This window comes from Stenotrophomonas sp. TWI1183 (assembly GCF_039673115.1).
In the GTDB taxonomy this organism is placed as follows: Bacteria; Pseudomonadota; Gammaproteobacteria; order Xanthomonadales; family Xanthomonadaceae; genus Stenotrophomonas; species Stenotrophomonas maltophilia_AA.
In genome coordinates this window covers 45,178-60,678 of record NZ_JBDJKZ010000001.1, presented here as the reverse complement: position 1 = coordinate 60,678, position 15,501 = coordinate 45,178, and the positions used below count along the sequence as shown (strand labels likewise).

Here is a 15,501-nt window from a genome sequence, read left to right as displayed (position 1 = left end):
ATACGCGTGCAGCATGATGGCGACCCGCCATCGAGGGTTACGGGGTGCAGCGGTTACCGGTGGCCCCTCATGCGCGTGCGCATGCGCGGTCCACCCACTCCAGGACGCCCTCCAGCGTCTGGAAATCCTCGACGGAACGCGCTTCCAGCTGCGGATGCAGTTCGCGGACCCGCCGGCTGAGCGCCGCGCCCGGGCCCAGCTCCAGGAAGACGCGCCCACCGCGCTCGACGGCCTGCTGCACTACCGCCTGCCATTGCACCGGCTGGGCGATCTGCGCCGACAACGTCGCCACGACACGGCTTACGTCGCTGACCAGGCGGCCATCGATGCCGGCCAGCAGGCGCAGCCGGGGTGCGTGCAGTGGGAGTGCGCGCAAGGGCTTCTCAAAGCCCTGCGCCGCTGCGGCCAGCAACGGGGTATGCGCGGGCACGTCCACCGGCAGCGGGACGGTCCGTGCGCCGTGGGCCGCCACGTCGGCGGCGACGGCCTCCAGCGCAGGGCGCAGGCCGCCGAGGACCACGTGGTCGGGCCCATTGACGATGGCGAGGAATACACCGTGGGTCGCGCACACGCGGGCGATGCGAGGCTCGTCCAGCCCGATCACCGCCAGCAGGCCGGCATCGGCCGGCGCTGCGGCGTCCATCAACCGGGCGCGCTCGCGCGACAACGCCAGACAGGTCGCCGTGTCGAAACTGCCCGCCACCGCGTGCGCGGCCAACTCGCCGGCGCTGTAGCCGGCCACGGCGGTGATGGGCGGCAGCTGCGCCTGCAATGCCGCCCAATGTGCGAGCGCTGCGGCGCATACCAGCGGCTGGGCCACTGCGTTGTGGAAACGCGATGGGTCGGCTGCCCTCTGTTCGACCGGTGCGCCGAGCAGCGTGCTGGCCAGATCGAGCACCGGCTGCGCCTGGGCGTTCCCGCGCACCCGCTTGAACATATCCGGATGCTGGCCGCCTTGACCGGGGCAGAGCAGGACCAGGCTCATGCGCGCTCCTGCAGGTGCAGGAACCATGCGCAGGCCAGCAGATCGGCGCTGCCGCCCGGGCTGAGCCGACGTGCTTCGAACGCGTCGCATACCCGGCCGAGGCGTGCCCGCCAGCCGGGTTCCAGCGCGCCGCCCTCGGCGAGGAAGCGGCGTGCCTGCTGCTGGGCAAAGGCCAGCCCGCGTTCGCCGCCGCGATGCAGGAGGTTGAGGTCGGTGGTGACCGCAACGAGCGACATCAGCGTCTGCACCATTGCGGCCTGCCGGTCAGCGGTGGCGCGCAAGGCGGCCTGCAGGGTGGGCAGGGCAACATCGCCCAGCAGCGGGAATCCCTGCGCCGCCTGTTCGCGCACGCCGGGCACGCCATGCCGCTGGCGGGCGCGCTGGCCGGGGCTGGCGCTGTTCAACGGTGCGGTGAGCAGCTCGGAGGCCCAGTACCTGCGTACCGCGTGGCAGACCGCTGCACCCCGGGGCGCAGCCTGCTCGACATGACGCAGACGCGCGGACGCGGCGACCAGCAGGCCGAGACTGAAGATCGCGCCGCGATGGGTGTTGATGCCACCCGTCGCCCGCAGCATGGCGGTTTCCGCCTCGATGCCGAGCATGCGCAGATGGTCGAACGGCGCGTTGTGCGCACCGGCGGCGGCGACCGCCACGAAGTAGCCACGCAGCGCGAACAGGCTGCGCAGGAAGGTGGCCGCGTCCATGTCATCGTGGCTGCCGCGGCTCCACGGTGTGACCAACCCCGGTTTGGGGGCGCAGGCGAGCTCGGCATGCAGGCTGGTGATCGCCCTCCGCGCCAGCCGATGCGCAGCCGCGGTGGGGGAGGGCGGTGGCAACGGGGCGGGGCGCGGCACGGCGTTCACGCGGCCACCGGCTGCGTGTGCAGGGCGTCGCGCGTGGACAACCCGCAGGCGTCGTCCGATTTGACGAGGAGGCGGGCGGCATCGCCGGCGTACTCGCGCCAGCTCACGCAACGCCCGCCGGGGAAGCGCAGCTCGCCATCGATACGCAGACCCTGCTCGCGTTCCCAGCGGCGCATGCGCTCGGTGAGCGTCGCGGCGTGCGCGTGATCGGTGATCTCCCAGAGCAGGTCCAGATCGGAGCCGGCGTGCAGATACGGCAGGCCGGTCAGGCTCTGCCAGGCGAAGCTCCCGAACACGCGGGGCGGTGGGATGTGCTCGGACAGGTCGGCCAGCAACGGTCGCAGCGCATCCCGCCAGGGGGCGGCCAGTGCTTCGGCGACCTCGGCCAGCAACGGCGGCGGTGCGGTGCGCTGCACGTGGGCACGTTCGATCCGCAGGGACAGCCGCTGGCGCTGCTCGGCCAAGGGCAAGGGCACGCCCAGCCGCAGCTGATCGCCGTCAGTGACCGGGTCGCGTCGCGCCACGACAAAGGGCAGGCGCGCTTGGGCCCACGCCCGCAGGCGCGCATCCGCGCCCGGGGTCAGCACCTGCCACGGTGCCTGCGGAGCGAGCCAGACCAGGTCGTGACGGCGCATGCTTCAGGCCTCGCCTGCGGCCACGGCAGCGGCGACATCGCGCGCCAACAGGCGGCCACCACGCTCGGCGCCACGCGCGCGACGTGGGTCGCCGGTGACCGGAGCGTGGAGCGCATCGACCAGTGCCTGCGCGAGGTCGCCCTCCCAGACGGCCTCCACGGCGCCCATGCGGACGTAGTTCTCCACGCCCGGCGCGAACACCGGCGAGCGCTGGCTCAGGGCCTGCAGTTTCTCCAGCGGTTGTTTAGTGACGCGGGCCATGGCGCGCAGATCCATCACCCGCACCTGCGCTTCAGGCAGGGCGAAGATGCGATCGGCCATCAGCCCGAACGACAGGAAGCCGCCGCTCACGGATTCACCGTAGACCAGGCTGACCAGCGGCGCACCGCGGCGGCGGGCCAGATCCAGCGTGCGGGCCAGGTGCGCGAAGTAGCTGTTGATGCCGAGCATCTCATCGCGCCGCGCCAGACGCTGGCCGGCCGTGTCCACCAGCATCACGATCGGCCGCTGCGGGTGCGCGCGGGTGCTGGCGAGCACCGTGGCTGCCAGCGCGAGTGCGTGGTCGACGCCCACCTCCAGCTTGTTGGCGGTGCCGATGATGGTGACTTCGCCGGCAGCGGTGGTGGCCGTACCGCCCAGCACATCGTCATCGCGGGTGACCGCATGGCCGAGCGGGAACAGGGCATCCAGCAGCGGGGTCAGTTCCATGGCAGGCTCCGATCCTTGACGGCGTCAAGGAAGTCAGCGGTGTCCAGCAGGGGCAGCTGCCCGGCATCGGCGATGCCCTGCAGCGTCCAGACCTGCAGGCCGTCGCGGCAGCCGCCATAGGCCTGCAGCCGCGCGCCCAGCTGGGCGTGTGCCTGATCGAGTGCCTGCAACGGGTCTTCGGTCTCTGTGTGGGCGTCGATGAGTGACAGTGCTGCCTCGGCAAACGCGTCGATGCGGTCGGGCACCAACTGCACGGCATCGCCGATCAGATAGCGGTGCTTGCCGCCGGTGACGCGCCACACCAGGGCGCGGTCGCGCGAGTCGAACTCTTCCACGCCGCGCACGGTCTCGATCACTTCCGGGCCGGACAGCGAGAGCCGCCCCTCCTCGGACATCACCACTGCGGTACAGCAGCGGGCCACGATGCCCATGCCGCCAAACGCGCCGTTGCCACTGCCGATCAGCGCGAAAACGGGCACGCCGGCGGCGCGCGTGGCCAACACGGCGCGCATGATCTCGGAGATCGCGATCAGGCCGGCATTGGCTTCATGCAGACGCACGCCGCCACTGTCGAGCAGCAGCAATACCGCCTCCGGACGTACCTCGGCGGCACGTTCCAGCAGGCCGGTAAGCTTGGCACCGTGTACTTCGCCGACGCCGCCGCCTATGAACTGTCCCTGCTGCGCGGCGATCAGGACGGTGCGGCCATCCAGGGTCCCGGCACCGACCACGATGCCGTCGTCGAACGCGCCGGGCTGATCGAGCTGGGCCAGGTGCGGGCTGATGATGCGCCGGCCGGGGCCGACGAATTCGCGGAAGGGGCCGCCATCAAGCAGACCCCGGATGCGTTCCCGCGCGTCGGCTTCGTAAAAGCTGTGACTGCTCACGGCGCGTCTCCTTCCTGCAGCGTTTCCAGTGCCTGCTGCAGGCGGAGGCTGACCACCGCCGGCGTGGCACCGGCATCGTTGATCGACAGCCGCACGTTGCGCAGCGGGTAACGCGCGGCGAAGTCGGCCAGCACGGCCTGCCAGATCGTGTCGAAGCCGGTGGCCGAGGTGATCACCTCAATCTCCATCGCGCCATCCAGCGGCGTGGGTTCGATCAGGACTTCCAGATTGCCCGAGGCGACCACGCCGACCAGCGCGTGGTGATCGCGCTCGGTGAGATCGTGCTGCCCGGGAAAGCGATAACGCAGGGTTTCCATGGCGTGCCCCTTACCAGTTGCGGAAGCGTTTGGGCGGGTTGTACAACCCGCCGGACCAACGCACGAGATCCTTGACCGAGCGCGCGGCGAGCAGGTCGCGGCTGGCATCGCGGGTGCGGATGCCGAGGTCGTCGGGGCGGCGGATGATGCCGCGGTCGCGCAGGTTCTCCACCATCGCGCGGTCGCGGCCCAGGCCGACGGCGGTGTAGCCGGCCACGCCGCGGATCGCCTGTTCGCGCTCCTCCGGGCTGCGGCACAGCAGCAGATTCGCGATGCCTTCTTCGGTCAGCACGTGGGTGACGTCATCGCCGTAGATCATCACCGGCGGCAGCGGCATCTTGGCGCGCTCGGCCAGGTCCCAGGCATCGAGGCGATCCACGAAGGCCGGCGCCATGTGTTCGCGGAAGGTTTCCACCATCTGCACGACCAGCTTGCGTCCGCGCGGCATCTGCCCGGGCAGGGCAGCCTCCTGGCCTGCTTTAAGCCAGGCCGGGCTGGCGTGGCGACGGCCGCGTGCATCCGAGCCCATGTTCGGCGCGCCGCCGAAGCCGGCGATGCGGTCGCGGGTGGCGGTGGAACTGTTGCCCTGCAGATCGATCTGCAGCGTGGAGCCAATGAACATGTCGCACGCATAGAGACCGGCGGTCTGCGAGAACGCGCGGTTGGAGCGCATGCTGCCGTCGCTGCCGGTGAAGAAGACATCGGAGCGCGCCTCGATGTACCGCTCCATGCCCAGCTCGGAGCCGAACGAATGCACGGACTGCACGAAGCCGGACTCGATTGCCGGGATCAGCGCCGGATGCGGATTGAGCGCCCAATGCGTCCCGATCTTGCCTTTGAGACCCAGCGACTCGGCATAGGTAGGCAGCAGCAGCTCGATCGCCGCGGTATCGAAGCCGATGCCGTGGTTGAGGCGCTGCACCCCGTATTCGGCGTAAATGCCCTTGATGGCCATCATCGCCATCAACACCTGGATCTCAGAGATCTGGGCCGGGTCGCGGGTGAACAACGGCTCGATGTAGTTCGGGCGCGGCGCCTCGGTGACGAAGTTGACCCAATCGGCCGGAATATCCACGCGGGGGAGGGTGTCGACGATCTCGTTGACCTGGGCGATCACGATGCCGCCACGGAACGCGGTGGCTTCGACGATCACGGGGGTGTCTTCGGTATTGGGGCCGGTATAGAGATTGCCGTGGCGGTCGGCGGCCTGGGCGGCGATCAGGGCAACCTGCGGGGTGAGATCGATGAAGTAGCGGCCGAACAGCTCGAGGTACGTGTGGATGGCCCCGATCTCGATTCGACCCTCGGCGACCAGATTGGCCAGCCGGCCGCTCTGCGGACCCGAGAAGGAGAAGTCCAGGCGCTGGGCGATGCCGCGCTCGAAGACGTCCAGGTGTGAGGGCAGGGAGAGCACGGATTGGACCATGTGCAGGCCGTGGACCTGCGCGGGATCGAGCTGGGCCAGGCACTCGGCGAGGAAATCGGCCTGCTTCTGGTTGTTGCCTTCCAGGCAGACCCGGTCGCCGGGTTCGAGCACGGTATGCAGGAGCCGGGGCACCTCGGCATGCGGCACCAAGCGCCCAAGCCCGGCATCTGTGGCCCGCTGCAGCCTTGCCTGGCGGCGGTTCGCCAGCGTGTTCCAGTCTCGAGCCATCTGCCGCCTCTTCATAATTACGCTGTAATTACACGCTACCACCGTGGATTCTGGTCGGCAAGAGGGGGGCGTGGAGCGCAATGCTGGGCAGACGTATTCAGGTAGAGTGGCGCGAGAACGGGATGAACGGGGGTTTCAATCCATGTGGCGACAACTTGGGGCTTTGCTTCTGGTGCTGGCATTGGTATTCGGGGCCGCGTACTTCCTGGGCATCTCAGTGGTGGCTCGAAGTAATTTTGCATTCGACACGAGCGACGTGCTGTCCTCGGCTGCCGGCATGTGGTTCGCGCTGTTTGGCGGGCTGATCGCAAGGCAGTACCGGTTCGCGATCATCGTCGGCGTGCTGTACGTCTGTCTCTGGGGAATGGCGACTTACTTCGTCAACGCGGGAACCCAGGCAGGCTTCCTGCCAATCTTCCGCATCAATGCGCCGAACATCGTGGCCTCCGTCCTGAGTGGCATGGCAGGCGCATGCGTTGGCGTGTTTGTTCGACGTGGTCCACGGCGCGCCGAAGCGGAGGTTCATTTGAACCATGACATTTGACGATGCAGTGCCCGCTCCTAAGCATGCTCCGCGATCATGAACCCAAGGAGTGAGGTCTGATGGACCATTTTTCGGATGAGTGGTTTCGGTCCGAATGGAGAAAGCTCCGCTTCTACTATGAGGTCGACCATGCCGCCAAGCAGTGGACAATCACGGGGGAAGGGGGCGGGCTGGAGGCCTTTGTTGCCGCTGTTCGCCTCTATGCTTCCGATCCAGGCAATGACTGGATTTCATGCCACTGCAATCTGGGTCCGTATGACTATCTTGAGATTGGCACATGGACATCACCAGTCATCGATAGCCATTGGATCGCAGGCCCCCTGAGCGATCTGATGAGTCTCGCCGACCATATTCAGGCGTGGCTGGAGGGTGCGCAGGTGGGCGAGTCACTCCTTGCGAGAGAGCTCTTCAGTCCCTCGTCGCCTTATGACCTGAGCTTGCACTTGATCGGCGCTGGTTTTGATCCCTCATCCCTGGATTCTGCGCTCACAGGTTGATGAGAAACCTCAGTTTGCTGCCTTGCCCAAACGCGGCCGCCGCGGCTTCGCCCCCCGCGGCACAACCTTCGGCGTCGCCACCAGCACGCCCCACTGGTGCAGGTGCTCCATGCCCGACAGCGCATCCAGGTACGCCATGAAATGCGTCAGGTAGCCGGGTGAGGTCTCTTTCATCAGCGTCAGGGCGCGATGGACCAGTACACCGGAGTTCAACGGCCCCCCATTGGTGGGCATCTGGGCCAGTGATTGCTTGAGCTGGCTGGCATTGCGAAGGCTGGCCCACGTCGCACGGACCTCGCCCAGCACCGGCAATTCCGGATACGCAGCACTGTGCTGCCCGGTCAATTCCTTGACCAGCGCCTGCAGACCGGTGCGACCCGATGACAGGCCCGGCGCAGATGTCAGCGATGCCGACGCCTCGGCAACCCGCTCAGCGTAACCTGCGACCAACGCGTCCAGCTTCCGTTGCAACAGCGCCCGCACCTCACCTTCATGCCTCTGTGCGCGGGCATGCAACGCCTCGATCACCGCAAAGCGCGTGCGGTCCAGGTCGTCGAGCTTGTCCGCTCGCCAACGCTGGAGAATCTCAGCGGTTGCGACAGGGTTACGGGGCATCCGCGGCCTTGCTCGCCTTGGGTTTCGGGATCGGGGCGATTTCGACGCGGCGGTTCCTGGCGCGGCCATCCTCGTCGGCGTTGGAACTCACAGGCTGCTCCGAGCCAAACGCCGCGGCAAACACCGCATCCGACGGCACGCCCTCGGCGATCAGGGTGCGGGTCACGGTCAACGCACGCTCTGCGGAAAGCTCCCAGTTGTCGGCGAAGCGCCAGTTGCCGTCACGCACCTGCTGGTCGTCGGTGAAGCCGCTGACCATGAGGATTTCCTCGCGCGAGGCCAGGTAGCCCTTCAGCGGCCCGGCCAGGCTCTTGAGGACGTCGACGCCCTCGGGCTGCAGCGTGTCGGAGTTCAGGGCGAACAGCACATTGCCGCGGATGCCGATGCGGCCATCCACCAGCGTCACGCGCCCGGCCGCGAGCGGGCCGGCGAGTGCCTGCTCCAGCGTCTGGCGACGCTGCACTTCGGCCCGGCGCTGCTTGACCTCCTCATCCAGCCGGTTGGTCAGCTCCAACTGCAGCGCGACGACGCCGACCAGGATCAGTACGAACGCACCGAGCAGCACCGACATCAGGTCGCCGAAGGCGGCCCAGATCGGCGCGCCTCCGTCGGCCTCGACTTCGATCTCGTCGCTCATGCCGAGCCGGCTCCGGCCTTGCTGCTGCGGCGGCCGGCCAGCTGCTGCAGCTCATCGATGATCTGCTTCTGCGAGAGCACGCTGAGGTCGATGACCTCGCGCGCCTGGGCCACGTAATAGGCAAGCTGCTCGTCACTGCGGGCCAGCGAGCCGTCCAGCGAGGCGGCGATCTGGGCCAGGCGCTCGTTGAGACCGTCGCTGGCCGTCCCGAAGGACTGCACGGCGCTGCCGAGCGCATCGGCCAGACTCGCGACTTCCACCGCGCTGCCGGTGACCTGCGCGGCTACGCTGCCCAGCTTGCCGGTCTCGGCTTCGATGTGATCGGTGAAGCGCGTGCCGACCCGGTCCAGCAGCTCGGCCGAGGTCGATACCAGTGCATCGACGGCGACGCGCTGTTCGTTGGCGGCGTGGTTGACCGCATCCAGCAGAGTCTCCACGGTCGCCAGCAGGCGGCTGCGTTCTTCCAGGGTGGCGGTGTCGCGGACCAGGCTGTCGGACAGTTTGCTGCGCAGCTCGGCCACGACATCGGCCGCGGCCTTGGGCGCCTCCGAAGCGGCTTGGACCAGGCGCGCGATCTCGCTGATCGTCTCGCTGGCGTGCGCCTGGGCCTGCTGGGTGATGTCGTTGGCGGTGCGGGCGAGGGTGTCGCAGATCTCTTGCTGACGACGGGCCACGCTGTCGCCGGTCTGCTGCCAGCGCTCGCCGAGGCTGGCGCTCATGCCGGTGAAGGCCTCGGTCCACGCGCTCAGACGCTGCTGATCGCGCGTTTCCAGGGCGTCCTGGAGCTGGGCATGGGACTGCTGCATCGCGTCGCCCAGCGAAGCGGCCTGCGCCTGCAGCGTCGCCGCGGCGGCATCCAGGGCCTGTTGATGACGCTCGCTCAGTGCCGTTGCGGCCGCATCCTGGCGCGCCAGCGCGTGCTGCCATGCCTCGGCGATCTGGGCGGTGGTGGCGTCCAGGCGGCTGCCGACCGAGTCGATCAGGCCGGTGGCGCGGGCGTCGTGCGTTTCGGTGAAGCTGGACAGCGCGCTGCGCAGGTCGGCGGTCAGCGCGGCATGGGTCTGCTGCTGCGCGGCCTGGGCATCCTGCCAGCGCGTCGCGGTCGTGTTGAGTTCGGCCGAGACCGCCTCAAGCAAGGCGCTGGAGCGCTCGCCATGCTGTTCGGCGAACTTGGCCAGCGCGTTGCGCAGCTCGGTCGCCATGGCTTCATTCGTCTGCTGCTGTGCGGACTGGGCCGCCTGCCAACCGTCAGCGGTGCTGACCAGCTTCGCGGAGACCGCGTCGAGCAGGCCCAGCGCGCGTTGATCGTGCTGCGCGGCGAATCCGTCCAGCGCGGCGCGCAGGTCGGCGGTCAATGCGGTGTTGGTCTGCTGCTGGCTGTCGAGCGCGGCCTGCCAGGAGGCGGCGGTGGCGACGCGGCTGGCGTCGAAACCTTCGGTCAGACCGGCCAGCTGGCGCTGCACTGCCTCGGTCACCGTCTCGTGCATGGCGGCGTTGGCGCGGGCGATGCCGGCCAGGGTGGTGTCCATCACCGGTTGCAAGGCCGCGCCAACCGCGCGTGCGCTTTCGGCGACGCTGTCCTTGAGTGACTGCTCGATCGCGGCGGTCAGGCGCGCGTATTCTTCGTCGGCCTTGGCATGGAAGTTCTGCTGGTTGGTCAGCAGCCGCTCGCCCGAGGCGCTGCTCTGCTGCTCGATCGCGGCCGTCATGGCCTGCAGCCGATCCACCAGCGCGGGCATGAGCTCGGCCTGCTGCTGCAGCAGCCGGAAGGCTTCATTGCGCTGCCAGGACTGCGAGTGGGTGTGCAGGGTGGTCGCGATCTCCACGTCGAGCCGCTGCACCGCCTCCAGGCGCTCACGCCGGCACAGGGCCGAGAGCAGGCCGAGCATGGCGGAGGTGGCGACACCGGCGATCGATGTGCCGAACGCTACCGCGAGGCCTTCCACCGGCGCGCCCAGCGAACCACGGATGGCCTGCAGGTCGGTCGCGCTCTCCAGTGCCAGGCCGGTGCCGCGCAGGGTGGCCATCATGCCGAGCAGGGTGCCGAGCATGCCCAGCAGCACCAGCAGGCCGACCAGGTACGGCGTCAGCACCGGACCCGGCAGGGCGACCCGTTCGCCTTCCACGCGCAGCCGCACCGCGTTGCGCAGGCTGGGATGCAGCTGGCCGAGCCAGGCGGCGAGCCCTGCGCCTGCCGTACCCGCACTGGCGCTGGCCGACGCAAGCGAGGCGGTCGCCTGCCGGTAGCGATCCAGCTCGAGGCCACCTGCGAGGTAGCAGACAGCGATCAGCAGGGCGACCGCGAAGCCGACCGGATTGGTGCTGGCATACCCTGCCCCGATCCAGCACACCGCCACAAGGCCAAGCAGGAAAACAACGTAGTGAAGACTGGTTCTGAACATGACGTCCCGGTTAGTGGGTGCGAAGCGCTGCAAGCAGGCCTTCGATCGGTTGAAAACGGATATCCAGCTCGGCCAGCAGCAGGCTCTGCATGTCGCGGCGGAACACCTCGCGCCAGGCATCATCGCTGCCGGCATCGCGCAGGCGTTCGAAATGCACCCCGAGCAGCACCGGCACCTTGGCCAGCAGGCTGTGCTCGCGCGCGCTCAGGGTCTGCTCCATCAGCGCATCGACTTCGGCGAGCCTGGCCATCTCGGGCGAGGCGCGGGTCAACATGTCGCGCAGACGGCCACGCAGACGGCTGGTGGCACCGAGCATCGAGCGCTGCAGGGTGATGTAGCGCTCGCGGAACACGGTGTAATCGCTGGACGCTTCGACACCGCCGGCGTCGACCACCCGGCGAGGCGGCCTGGCAGGCTCAGGTTCCTGAACAATGCTGGCCTCCAGCGTCGCGCGGATCCGCTGGACCTCGGCGTCCTCGTCGGCGTCGAAATCCGGGCCTTCCACCGCCGGCGGGAGCCGGCCATCGAGTGCCTTGGACAACGTAACCGCCCGCGTCCAGTCCACCCACTCGCTGAGCCGGTCGGACAGGGCAGGGCCCGTCGAGGACAGGTTGCTTTCGGCGAGGCGGGCCAGCAGCCGGATGAAGGCCGGGCCCAGGACAGGCGTCCGTTGCGCGGTTTTGGCCATTGTTCCGGTTAAAACGATGAATTTTACACCGTAATGACCGCCTGTCGCCGGGGAACCGGGTTCAGTCTCGGCCATGCGCCCCCTGGCCGGGGCGCATGGCGAACCGGATGAGTCGATAGGATTCCAGCCCGGCTGCATAGCGTCTGCGGCGAGGCAACGATTATTCTGTGACCCGATCTCACAGGGGAGTGCAGAAGATGGGGTGGACCGGGAAGATCGCGCCGATGGCGCTGTGGTTGGCCGCCAACGGGACCGTCATGGCGGCCACGCCCGCACCTTCAGCCACGGAGGGCGTGCGGAACGTCCCCGGATTTGCCTTACCGCTCTCGCCCTATCTAAGCCTTGAAGCACAGGCGGCGATGCGCAGCGCCGTGGTCAACGGCGATCCCGTCGCAAAGATGGACAACGCCACCGTGCTCAAAGAATTAGCGGCGATCCGCCAGGGCGCGGACGCATGGGCCTACGGAGAAATCCAGGCGCTGCGCGAGCGCTATCCGGTGGAGCTGCACCACGAGCGCTGGAACGGCGTGCCGGTGGTGCGGGTCGAGCCACGCAGTGCACCCGCCGACCCGGCGCAGCGGCGCCTGCTGATCGAGCTGCATGGCGGCGCCTTCGTGTTCGGGCGTGCCGACAGTCTCGGCCTGCTCGAGGCGATCCCGGTGGCGGCGATGACCGGTGCCACGGTGGTGGCGGTGGAATATCGGCAGGGGCCCGAGCACCAGTTCCCGGCCGCCAGCGAAGATGTCGCGGCGGTATATCGTGCCGCGCTGGAGAAAATGCCCGCGCAGCACATCGGCCTGTTCGGCTGCTCGGCCGGTGGCGTGCTGACCGGCGAATCGCTGGCGTGGTTCGACAAGGAAAAGCTGCCGATGCCGGCTGCGGCCGGGTTGTTCTGCGCCGGCGGCGATGCCCGTTACGGCGGCGACTCGCGCTATGTCGCCGCGGCGGTCACCGATGCCCTGCTGCCGCATGCCGATGGCACGCTGCCGATCATGGAAGACCTGTACTACGGCAAGGTCGATTTCCGGGATCCGCTGGTGTCGCCGGTGTTTTCCGATGCGGTGTTGGCCCGGTTTCCGCCCACGCTGTTCATCACCGCCACCCGCGCGGCGGAAATGAGCAACGTCGCCTACACCCATTCCCGGCTGGTGGACCTTGGCCGCGCGTCGGACCTGCACGTCTGGGACGGCCTGGGCCACGCCTTCCACCTGGACGCGCGCTTGCCGGAAAGCCAGCAGGCCTACCGGGTGATGGCGCGTTTCTTCGCCAGGCACCTGCAGATGCCGCTGCCGGCATCCCCGGGGGAGTAGGGCGCACAGGGCCTGCATACGCTGTGCATACATCCGTATGCACGGTGCTTACATGCCGTTGCCTACGGTGGAACCCGAGTGCACCCGCGCTCGGTTTTCCCCATAAGGAGTAGATGATGAGTCAGCAGATTCCCGAAGGTACCCTGGTCGTTGTAGCCGATGGCGGCTCGGCCCGCGTGTTCACCAACGTCGGCACCGCGCACAAGCTGCAACTCAAGCAGGAGGGGGAACTGCAGCTGCAGGCCGTCAGCGATACCGGCGCGTCCGGGCAGGGGCCGTCCGGCTCGGTGCCGCAGGATATGAGCATCTCCCAGCTCAACGAGGCGACCTTCGCCAAGCAGGTGGCCGCGCAGTTGAACGAAGATGCGCTGAAGAACCGCTACGCACACCTGATCCTGATCGCCGATCCGCAGACCCTGGGCCGTATCCGTCCGCTGCTGCACAAGGAAACCCAAGAGCGCCTGATCAAGGATCTGGCCAAGGACTACACCAACGCGCCGCTGGAGGATATCCAGCGCGCTCTTTCCTCCTGAGGGAAGCGCCCATGGCCTTCGTTCGTGAGTACAGCCCTGCCGAGATCACCCGCAGCGAGCTCGATGCAGGCAGCGGCTGGGTGCTGCTGGAATTCGGCACGGGCTGGTGTGGCCACTGCAGCGCCGCGCAACCGCTGCTGCAGAAGTTCCTCGGTGGCTATGACACCACGCATCTGAAGGTGGAAGACGGGAAGGGGCGGCCACTCGGCCGCTCCTTCGCGGTGAAGCTGTGGCCGACCGTGATCCTGCTACGGGACGGCCAGGAAATCGCGCGGGCCGTACGGCCGCAGGAGAGGGAAGATCTTGCACCCTTGATCGATGCGCTGGAGCGCGATCCGTAAGTCATTGCATGCATTGAAACAGCTTGAAACACGCTGTTCCATGCCGTCCGCAGGCAGGGTGGGAGGATCGATAGCGCCGTTTGTAGTAACATGGCCCGCTTGATCACCCCCGGGCCATTGCCCGCTTCCTGGTCATCCATCCCGCAGCGTCGCTGAGTCCACGCGGCCGTCCGGGATCGTCTGTTGCAACCCCTCGTCGCGCATCGCGCTGTGTCATCAGAGGCGGTATTTCCTGTGCCGTGCGCGGGACCTCGGGCGCCGCGATGGCCTGCTTCCAGGAGAAAGCAGATGCAGGACCTGCATGCCGCACATGCCCATTTCGGCTGGTTCAAACGCCGCCGCCAGATGCACGTCGACGAAGTCACCGTCGTTGACCGTCCGATGTTGAAGAAGGCCGTCGGCGCCGCCGCGCTCGGCAACGCGATGGAATGGTTCGATTTCGGTGTCTACGGTTACCTCGCCGTGACCCTCGGCCAGGTGTTCTTCCCCGACAGCAGCCCGACCGCGCAGCTGATCGCGACCTTCGCGACCTTCACCGTCGCCTTCCTGGTGCGCCCGCTGGGCGGCCTGGTATTCGGGCCGCTGGGCGACAAGTACGGCCGCCAGAAAGTGCTTGCCTTCACCATGATCCTGATGGCCGCCGGCACCTTCAGCATCGGCCTGATCCCCTCCTATGACCGCATCGGAATATGGGCGCCGGCACTGCTGCTGCTCGCCCGCATCGTGCAGGGCTTCTCCACCGGTGGCGAGTACGGCGGCGCGGCCACCTTCATTGCCGAGTATTCGACCGACCGCAATCGCGGCCTGATGGGCAGCTGGCTGGAGTTCGGCACGCTGGGCGGCTACATCGCCGGTGCCGGCACCGTCACCGCGCTGCACATGGCCCTGAGCGGCACCCAGATGCTGGACTGGGGCTGGCGCATTCCGTTCCTGGTGGCCGGCCCGCTGGGCCTGCTCGGCCTGTACATGCGCATGAAGCTGGAAGAAACCCCGGCCTTCCGCGCCTATGCCGAAGAAGCCGAAAAGCGCGACCACGAACGTCCCGGCCTGGGCGCATTGTTCCGCGTGCATTGGGCGCAGCTGCTGATCTGCGTCGGCCTGGTGCTCGTGTTCAACGTCACCGATTACATGCTGCTCACCTACATGCCAAGCTATCTCAGCGTCACGATGGGTTATGCCGAGAGCAAGGGCCTGCTGTTGATCATCATCGTGATGCTGGTGATGATGCCGCTCAATGTGCTGGGCGGGTTGTTCAGCGATCGCCTGGGCCGCCGCCCGATGATCATCGGTGCCTGCATCGCGCTGTTCCTGCTGGCGATCCCGTGCCTGAAGCTGGTTGGCAGTGGCAATGACTGGCTGATCTTCCTCGGGCTGATGCTGCTCGGCGTGGCGCTGGTGTGTTTCACCAGTTCGATGCCGTCCACGCTGCCGGCGCTGTTCTATACGCCGGTGCGCTACAGCGCGCTGTCGATCGCCTTCAATGTCTCGGTGTCGCTGTTCGGTGGCACCACGCCGTTGGTGACCGCCTGGCTGGTGGAGCGCACCGGCGATCCGCTGGTGCCGGCGTACTACCTGATGGGCGCGGCGGTGATCGGCGTGATCACCATGCTGTTCGTGCGTGAGACGGCCGGGATGCCGCTGCGTGGTTCGCCGCCGGCGGTGGCCAGCGAAGCCGAAGCCCGTGCGCTGATGCGGAGCGACGAGCCGGTCACGGTGGATGCGACCCAGCCGACGCTGCCGGTGGCCGCCGTGCCGGAGGACGCGCGTCCGGCGTGACGCCGGTCTGCGTCCGTCATCGACGGAACGGCAATGGCGCCGGCCGATCGGCCCGGCGCCGGCGACACCCGCACCGCAACATGTCAGCCCGATCGGCCAGTGCTAGGAT

General features: G+C 67.9%; 17 protein-coding genes. 6 read left to right on the top strand and 11 right to left on the bottom strand.

Annotated elements, in window-relative coordinates:
* Positions 1–67: 67 nt before the first annotated feature.
* Genes mdcH through mdcA form a run of 7 tightly spaced genes read right to left on the bottom strand, consistent with a single transcriptional unit; the run spans position 68 to position 6,049 of the window.
* Positions 68–985 carry a malonate decarboxylase subunit epsilon gene (mdcH, locus tag ABE434_RS00300; RefSeq protein WP_346477348.1) on the bottom strand — a complete coding sequence of 306 codons (918 nt, stop codon included), beginning with the start codon at positions 983–985 and terminating at the stop codon, positions 68–70.
* Positions 982–1,848 carry a triphosphoribosyl-dephospho-CoA synthase MdcB gene (gene mdcB, locus ABE434_RS00295; protein WP_346477347.1) on the bottom strand — a complete coding sequence of 289 codons (867 nt, stop codon included), beginning with the start codon at positions 1,846–1,848 and terminating at the stop codon, positions 982–984. Before mdcB ends, mdcH begins: the two co-directional genes overlap by 4 nt.
* On the bottom strand, positions 1,845–2,483 hold the full coding sequence (gene mdcG, locus ABE434_RS00290) for a malonate decarboxylase holo-[acyl-carrier-protein] synthase (protein ID WP_346477346.1): 639 nt from the start codon (positions 2,481–2,483) through the stop codon (positions 1,845–1,847). The genes mdcB and mdcG overlap by 4 nt, the downstream gene beginning before the upstream one ends.
* Positions 2,484–2,486: 3 nt before the next feature.
* On the bottom strand, positions 2,487–3,191 hold the full coding sequence (gene mdcE / locus ABE434_RS00285) for a biotin-independent malonate decarboxylase subunit gamma (protein ID WP_346477345.1): 705 nt from the start codon (positions 3,189–3,191) through the stop codon (positions 2,487–2,489).
* A complete protein-coding gene (locus ABE434_RS00280; RefSeq protein WP_346477344.1) occupies positions 3,182–4,078 on the bottom strand; it encodes a biotin-independent malonate decarboxylase subunit beta in 897 nt (298 codons plus the stop codon). The genes mdcE and ABE434_RS00280 overlap by 10 nt, the downstream gene beginning before the upstream one ends.
* Positions 4,075–4,395: a malonate decarboxylase acyl carrier protein gene (gene mdcC, locus ABE434_RS00275; RefSeq protein ID WP_346477343.1), complete on the bottom strand. Its 321-nt coding sequence runs from the start codon at positions 4,393–4,395 to the stop codon at positions 4,075–4,077. Before mdcC ends, ABE434_RS00280 begins: the two co-directional genes overlap by 4 nt.
* Positions 4,396–4,405: 10 nt before the next feature.
* A complete protein-coding gene (gene mdcA / locus ABE434_RS00270; protein WP_346477342.1) occupies positions 4,406–6,049 on the bottom strand; it encodes a malonate decarboxylase subunit alpha in 1,644 nt (547 codons plus the stop codon).
* A 142-nt stretch (positions 6,050–6,191) separates the two neighbouring features.
* Here mdcA and ABE434_RS00265 point away from each other — a divergent pair, with 142 nt between their 5' ends.
* Positions 6,192–6,593, top strand: coding sequence for a hypothetical protein (locus ABE434_RS00265; protein WP_346477341.1), 402 nt, complete (start codon positions 6,192–6,194; stop codon positions 6,591–6,593).
* Between the two features lie 59 nt (positions 6,594–6,652).
* Positions 6,653–7,090: a hypothetical protein gene (locus ABE434_RS00260; RefSeq protein WP_346477340.1), complete on the top strand. Its 438-nt coding sequence runs from the start codon at positions 6,653–6,655 to the stop codon at positions 7,088–7,090.
* A 9-nt stretch (positions 7,091–7,099) separates the two neighbouring features.
* Here ABE434_RS00260 and ABE434_RS00255 read toward each other — a convergent pair whose 3' ends face one another.
* The 4 genes from ABE434_RS00255 to ABE434_RS00240 are packed head-to-tail and all read right to left on the bottom strand — an operon-like array spanning position 7,100 to position 11,432.
* On the bottom strand, positions 7,100–7,705 hold the full coding sequence (locus tag ABE434_RS00255; protein WP_346477339.1) for a DUF2894 domain-containing protein: 606 nt from the start codon (positions 7,703–7,705) through the stop codon (positions 7,100–7,102).
* Positions 7,695–8,342 (bottom strand): OmpA family protein, encoded by a 648-nt coding sequence (locus ABE434_RS00250; protein WP_346477338.1) that lies wholly within the window; start codon positions 8,340–8,342, stop codon positions 7,695–7,697. The genes ABE434_RS00255 and ABE434_RS00250 overlap by 11 nt, the downstream gene beginning before the upstream one ends.
* Entirely contained in the window at positions 8,339–10,744 is a 2,406-nt protein-coding gene (locus ABE434_RS00245) for a DUF802 domain-containing protein (RefSeq protein WP_346477337.1), read from the bottom strand. Before ABE434_RS00245 ends, ABE434_RS00250 begins: the two co-directional genes overlap by 4 nt.
* Before the next feature lie 10 nt (positions 10,745–10,754).
* Positions 10,755–11,432 (bottom strand): DUF3348 domain-containing protein, encoded by a 678-nt coding sequence (locus ABE434_RS00240; RefSeq protein ID WP_346477336.1) that lies wholly within the window; start codon positions 11,430–11,432, stop codon positions 10,755–10,757.
* 224 nt (positions 11,433–11,656) lie between these two features.
* Between ABE434_RS00240 and ABE434_RS00235 the strand changes: the two genes are divergently transcribed.
* The 4 genes from ABE434_RS00235 (at position 11,657) to proP (ending at position 15,392) form a co-directional block, all read left to right on the top strand.
* A complete protein-coding gene (locus ABE434_RS00235) occupies positions 11,657–12,742 on the top strand; it encodes an alpha/beta hydrolase fold domain-containing protein (RefSeq protein ID WP_346477684.1) in 1,086 nt (361 codons plus the stop codon).
* Between the two features lie 116 nt (positions 12,743–12,858).
* Positions 12,859–13,275, top strand: coding sequence for a host attachment family protein (locus ABE434_RS00230; protein WP_346477335.1), 417 nt, complete (start codon positions 12,859–12,861; stop codon positions 13,273–13,275).
* An 11-nt stretch (positions 13,276–13,286) separates the two neighbouring features.
* A complete protein-coding gene (locus ABE434_RS00225) occupies positions 13,287–13,616 on the top strand; it encodes a thioredoxin family protein (RefSeq protein WP_346477334.1) in 330 nt (109 codons plus the stop codon).
* A 288-nt stretch (positions 13,617–13,904) separates the two neighbouring features.
* Complete coding sequence (gene proP / locus ABE434_RS00220; RefSeq protein WP_346477333.1) at positions 13,905–15,392, top strand: glycine betaine/L-proline transporter ProP; 1,488 nt, start codon at positions 13,905–13,907, stop codon at positions 15,390–15,392.
* Positions 15,393–15,501 lie beyond the last annotated feature (109 nt).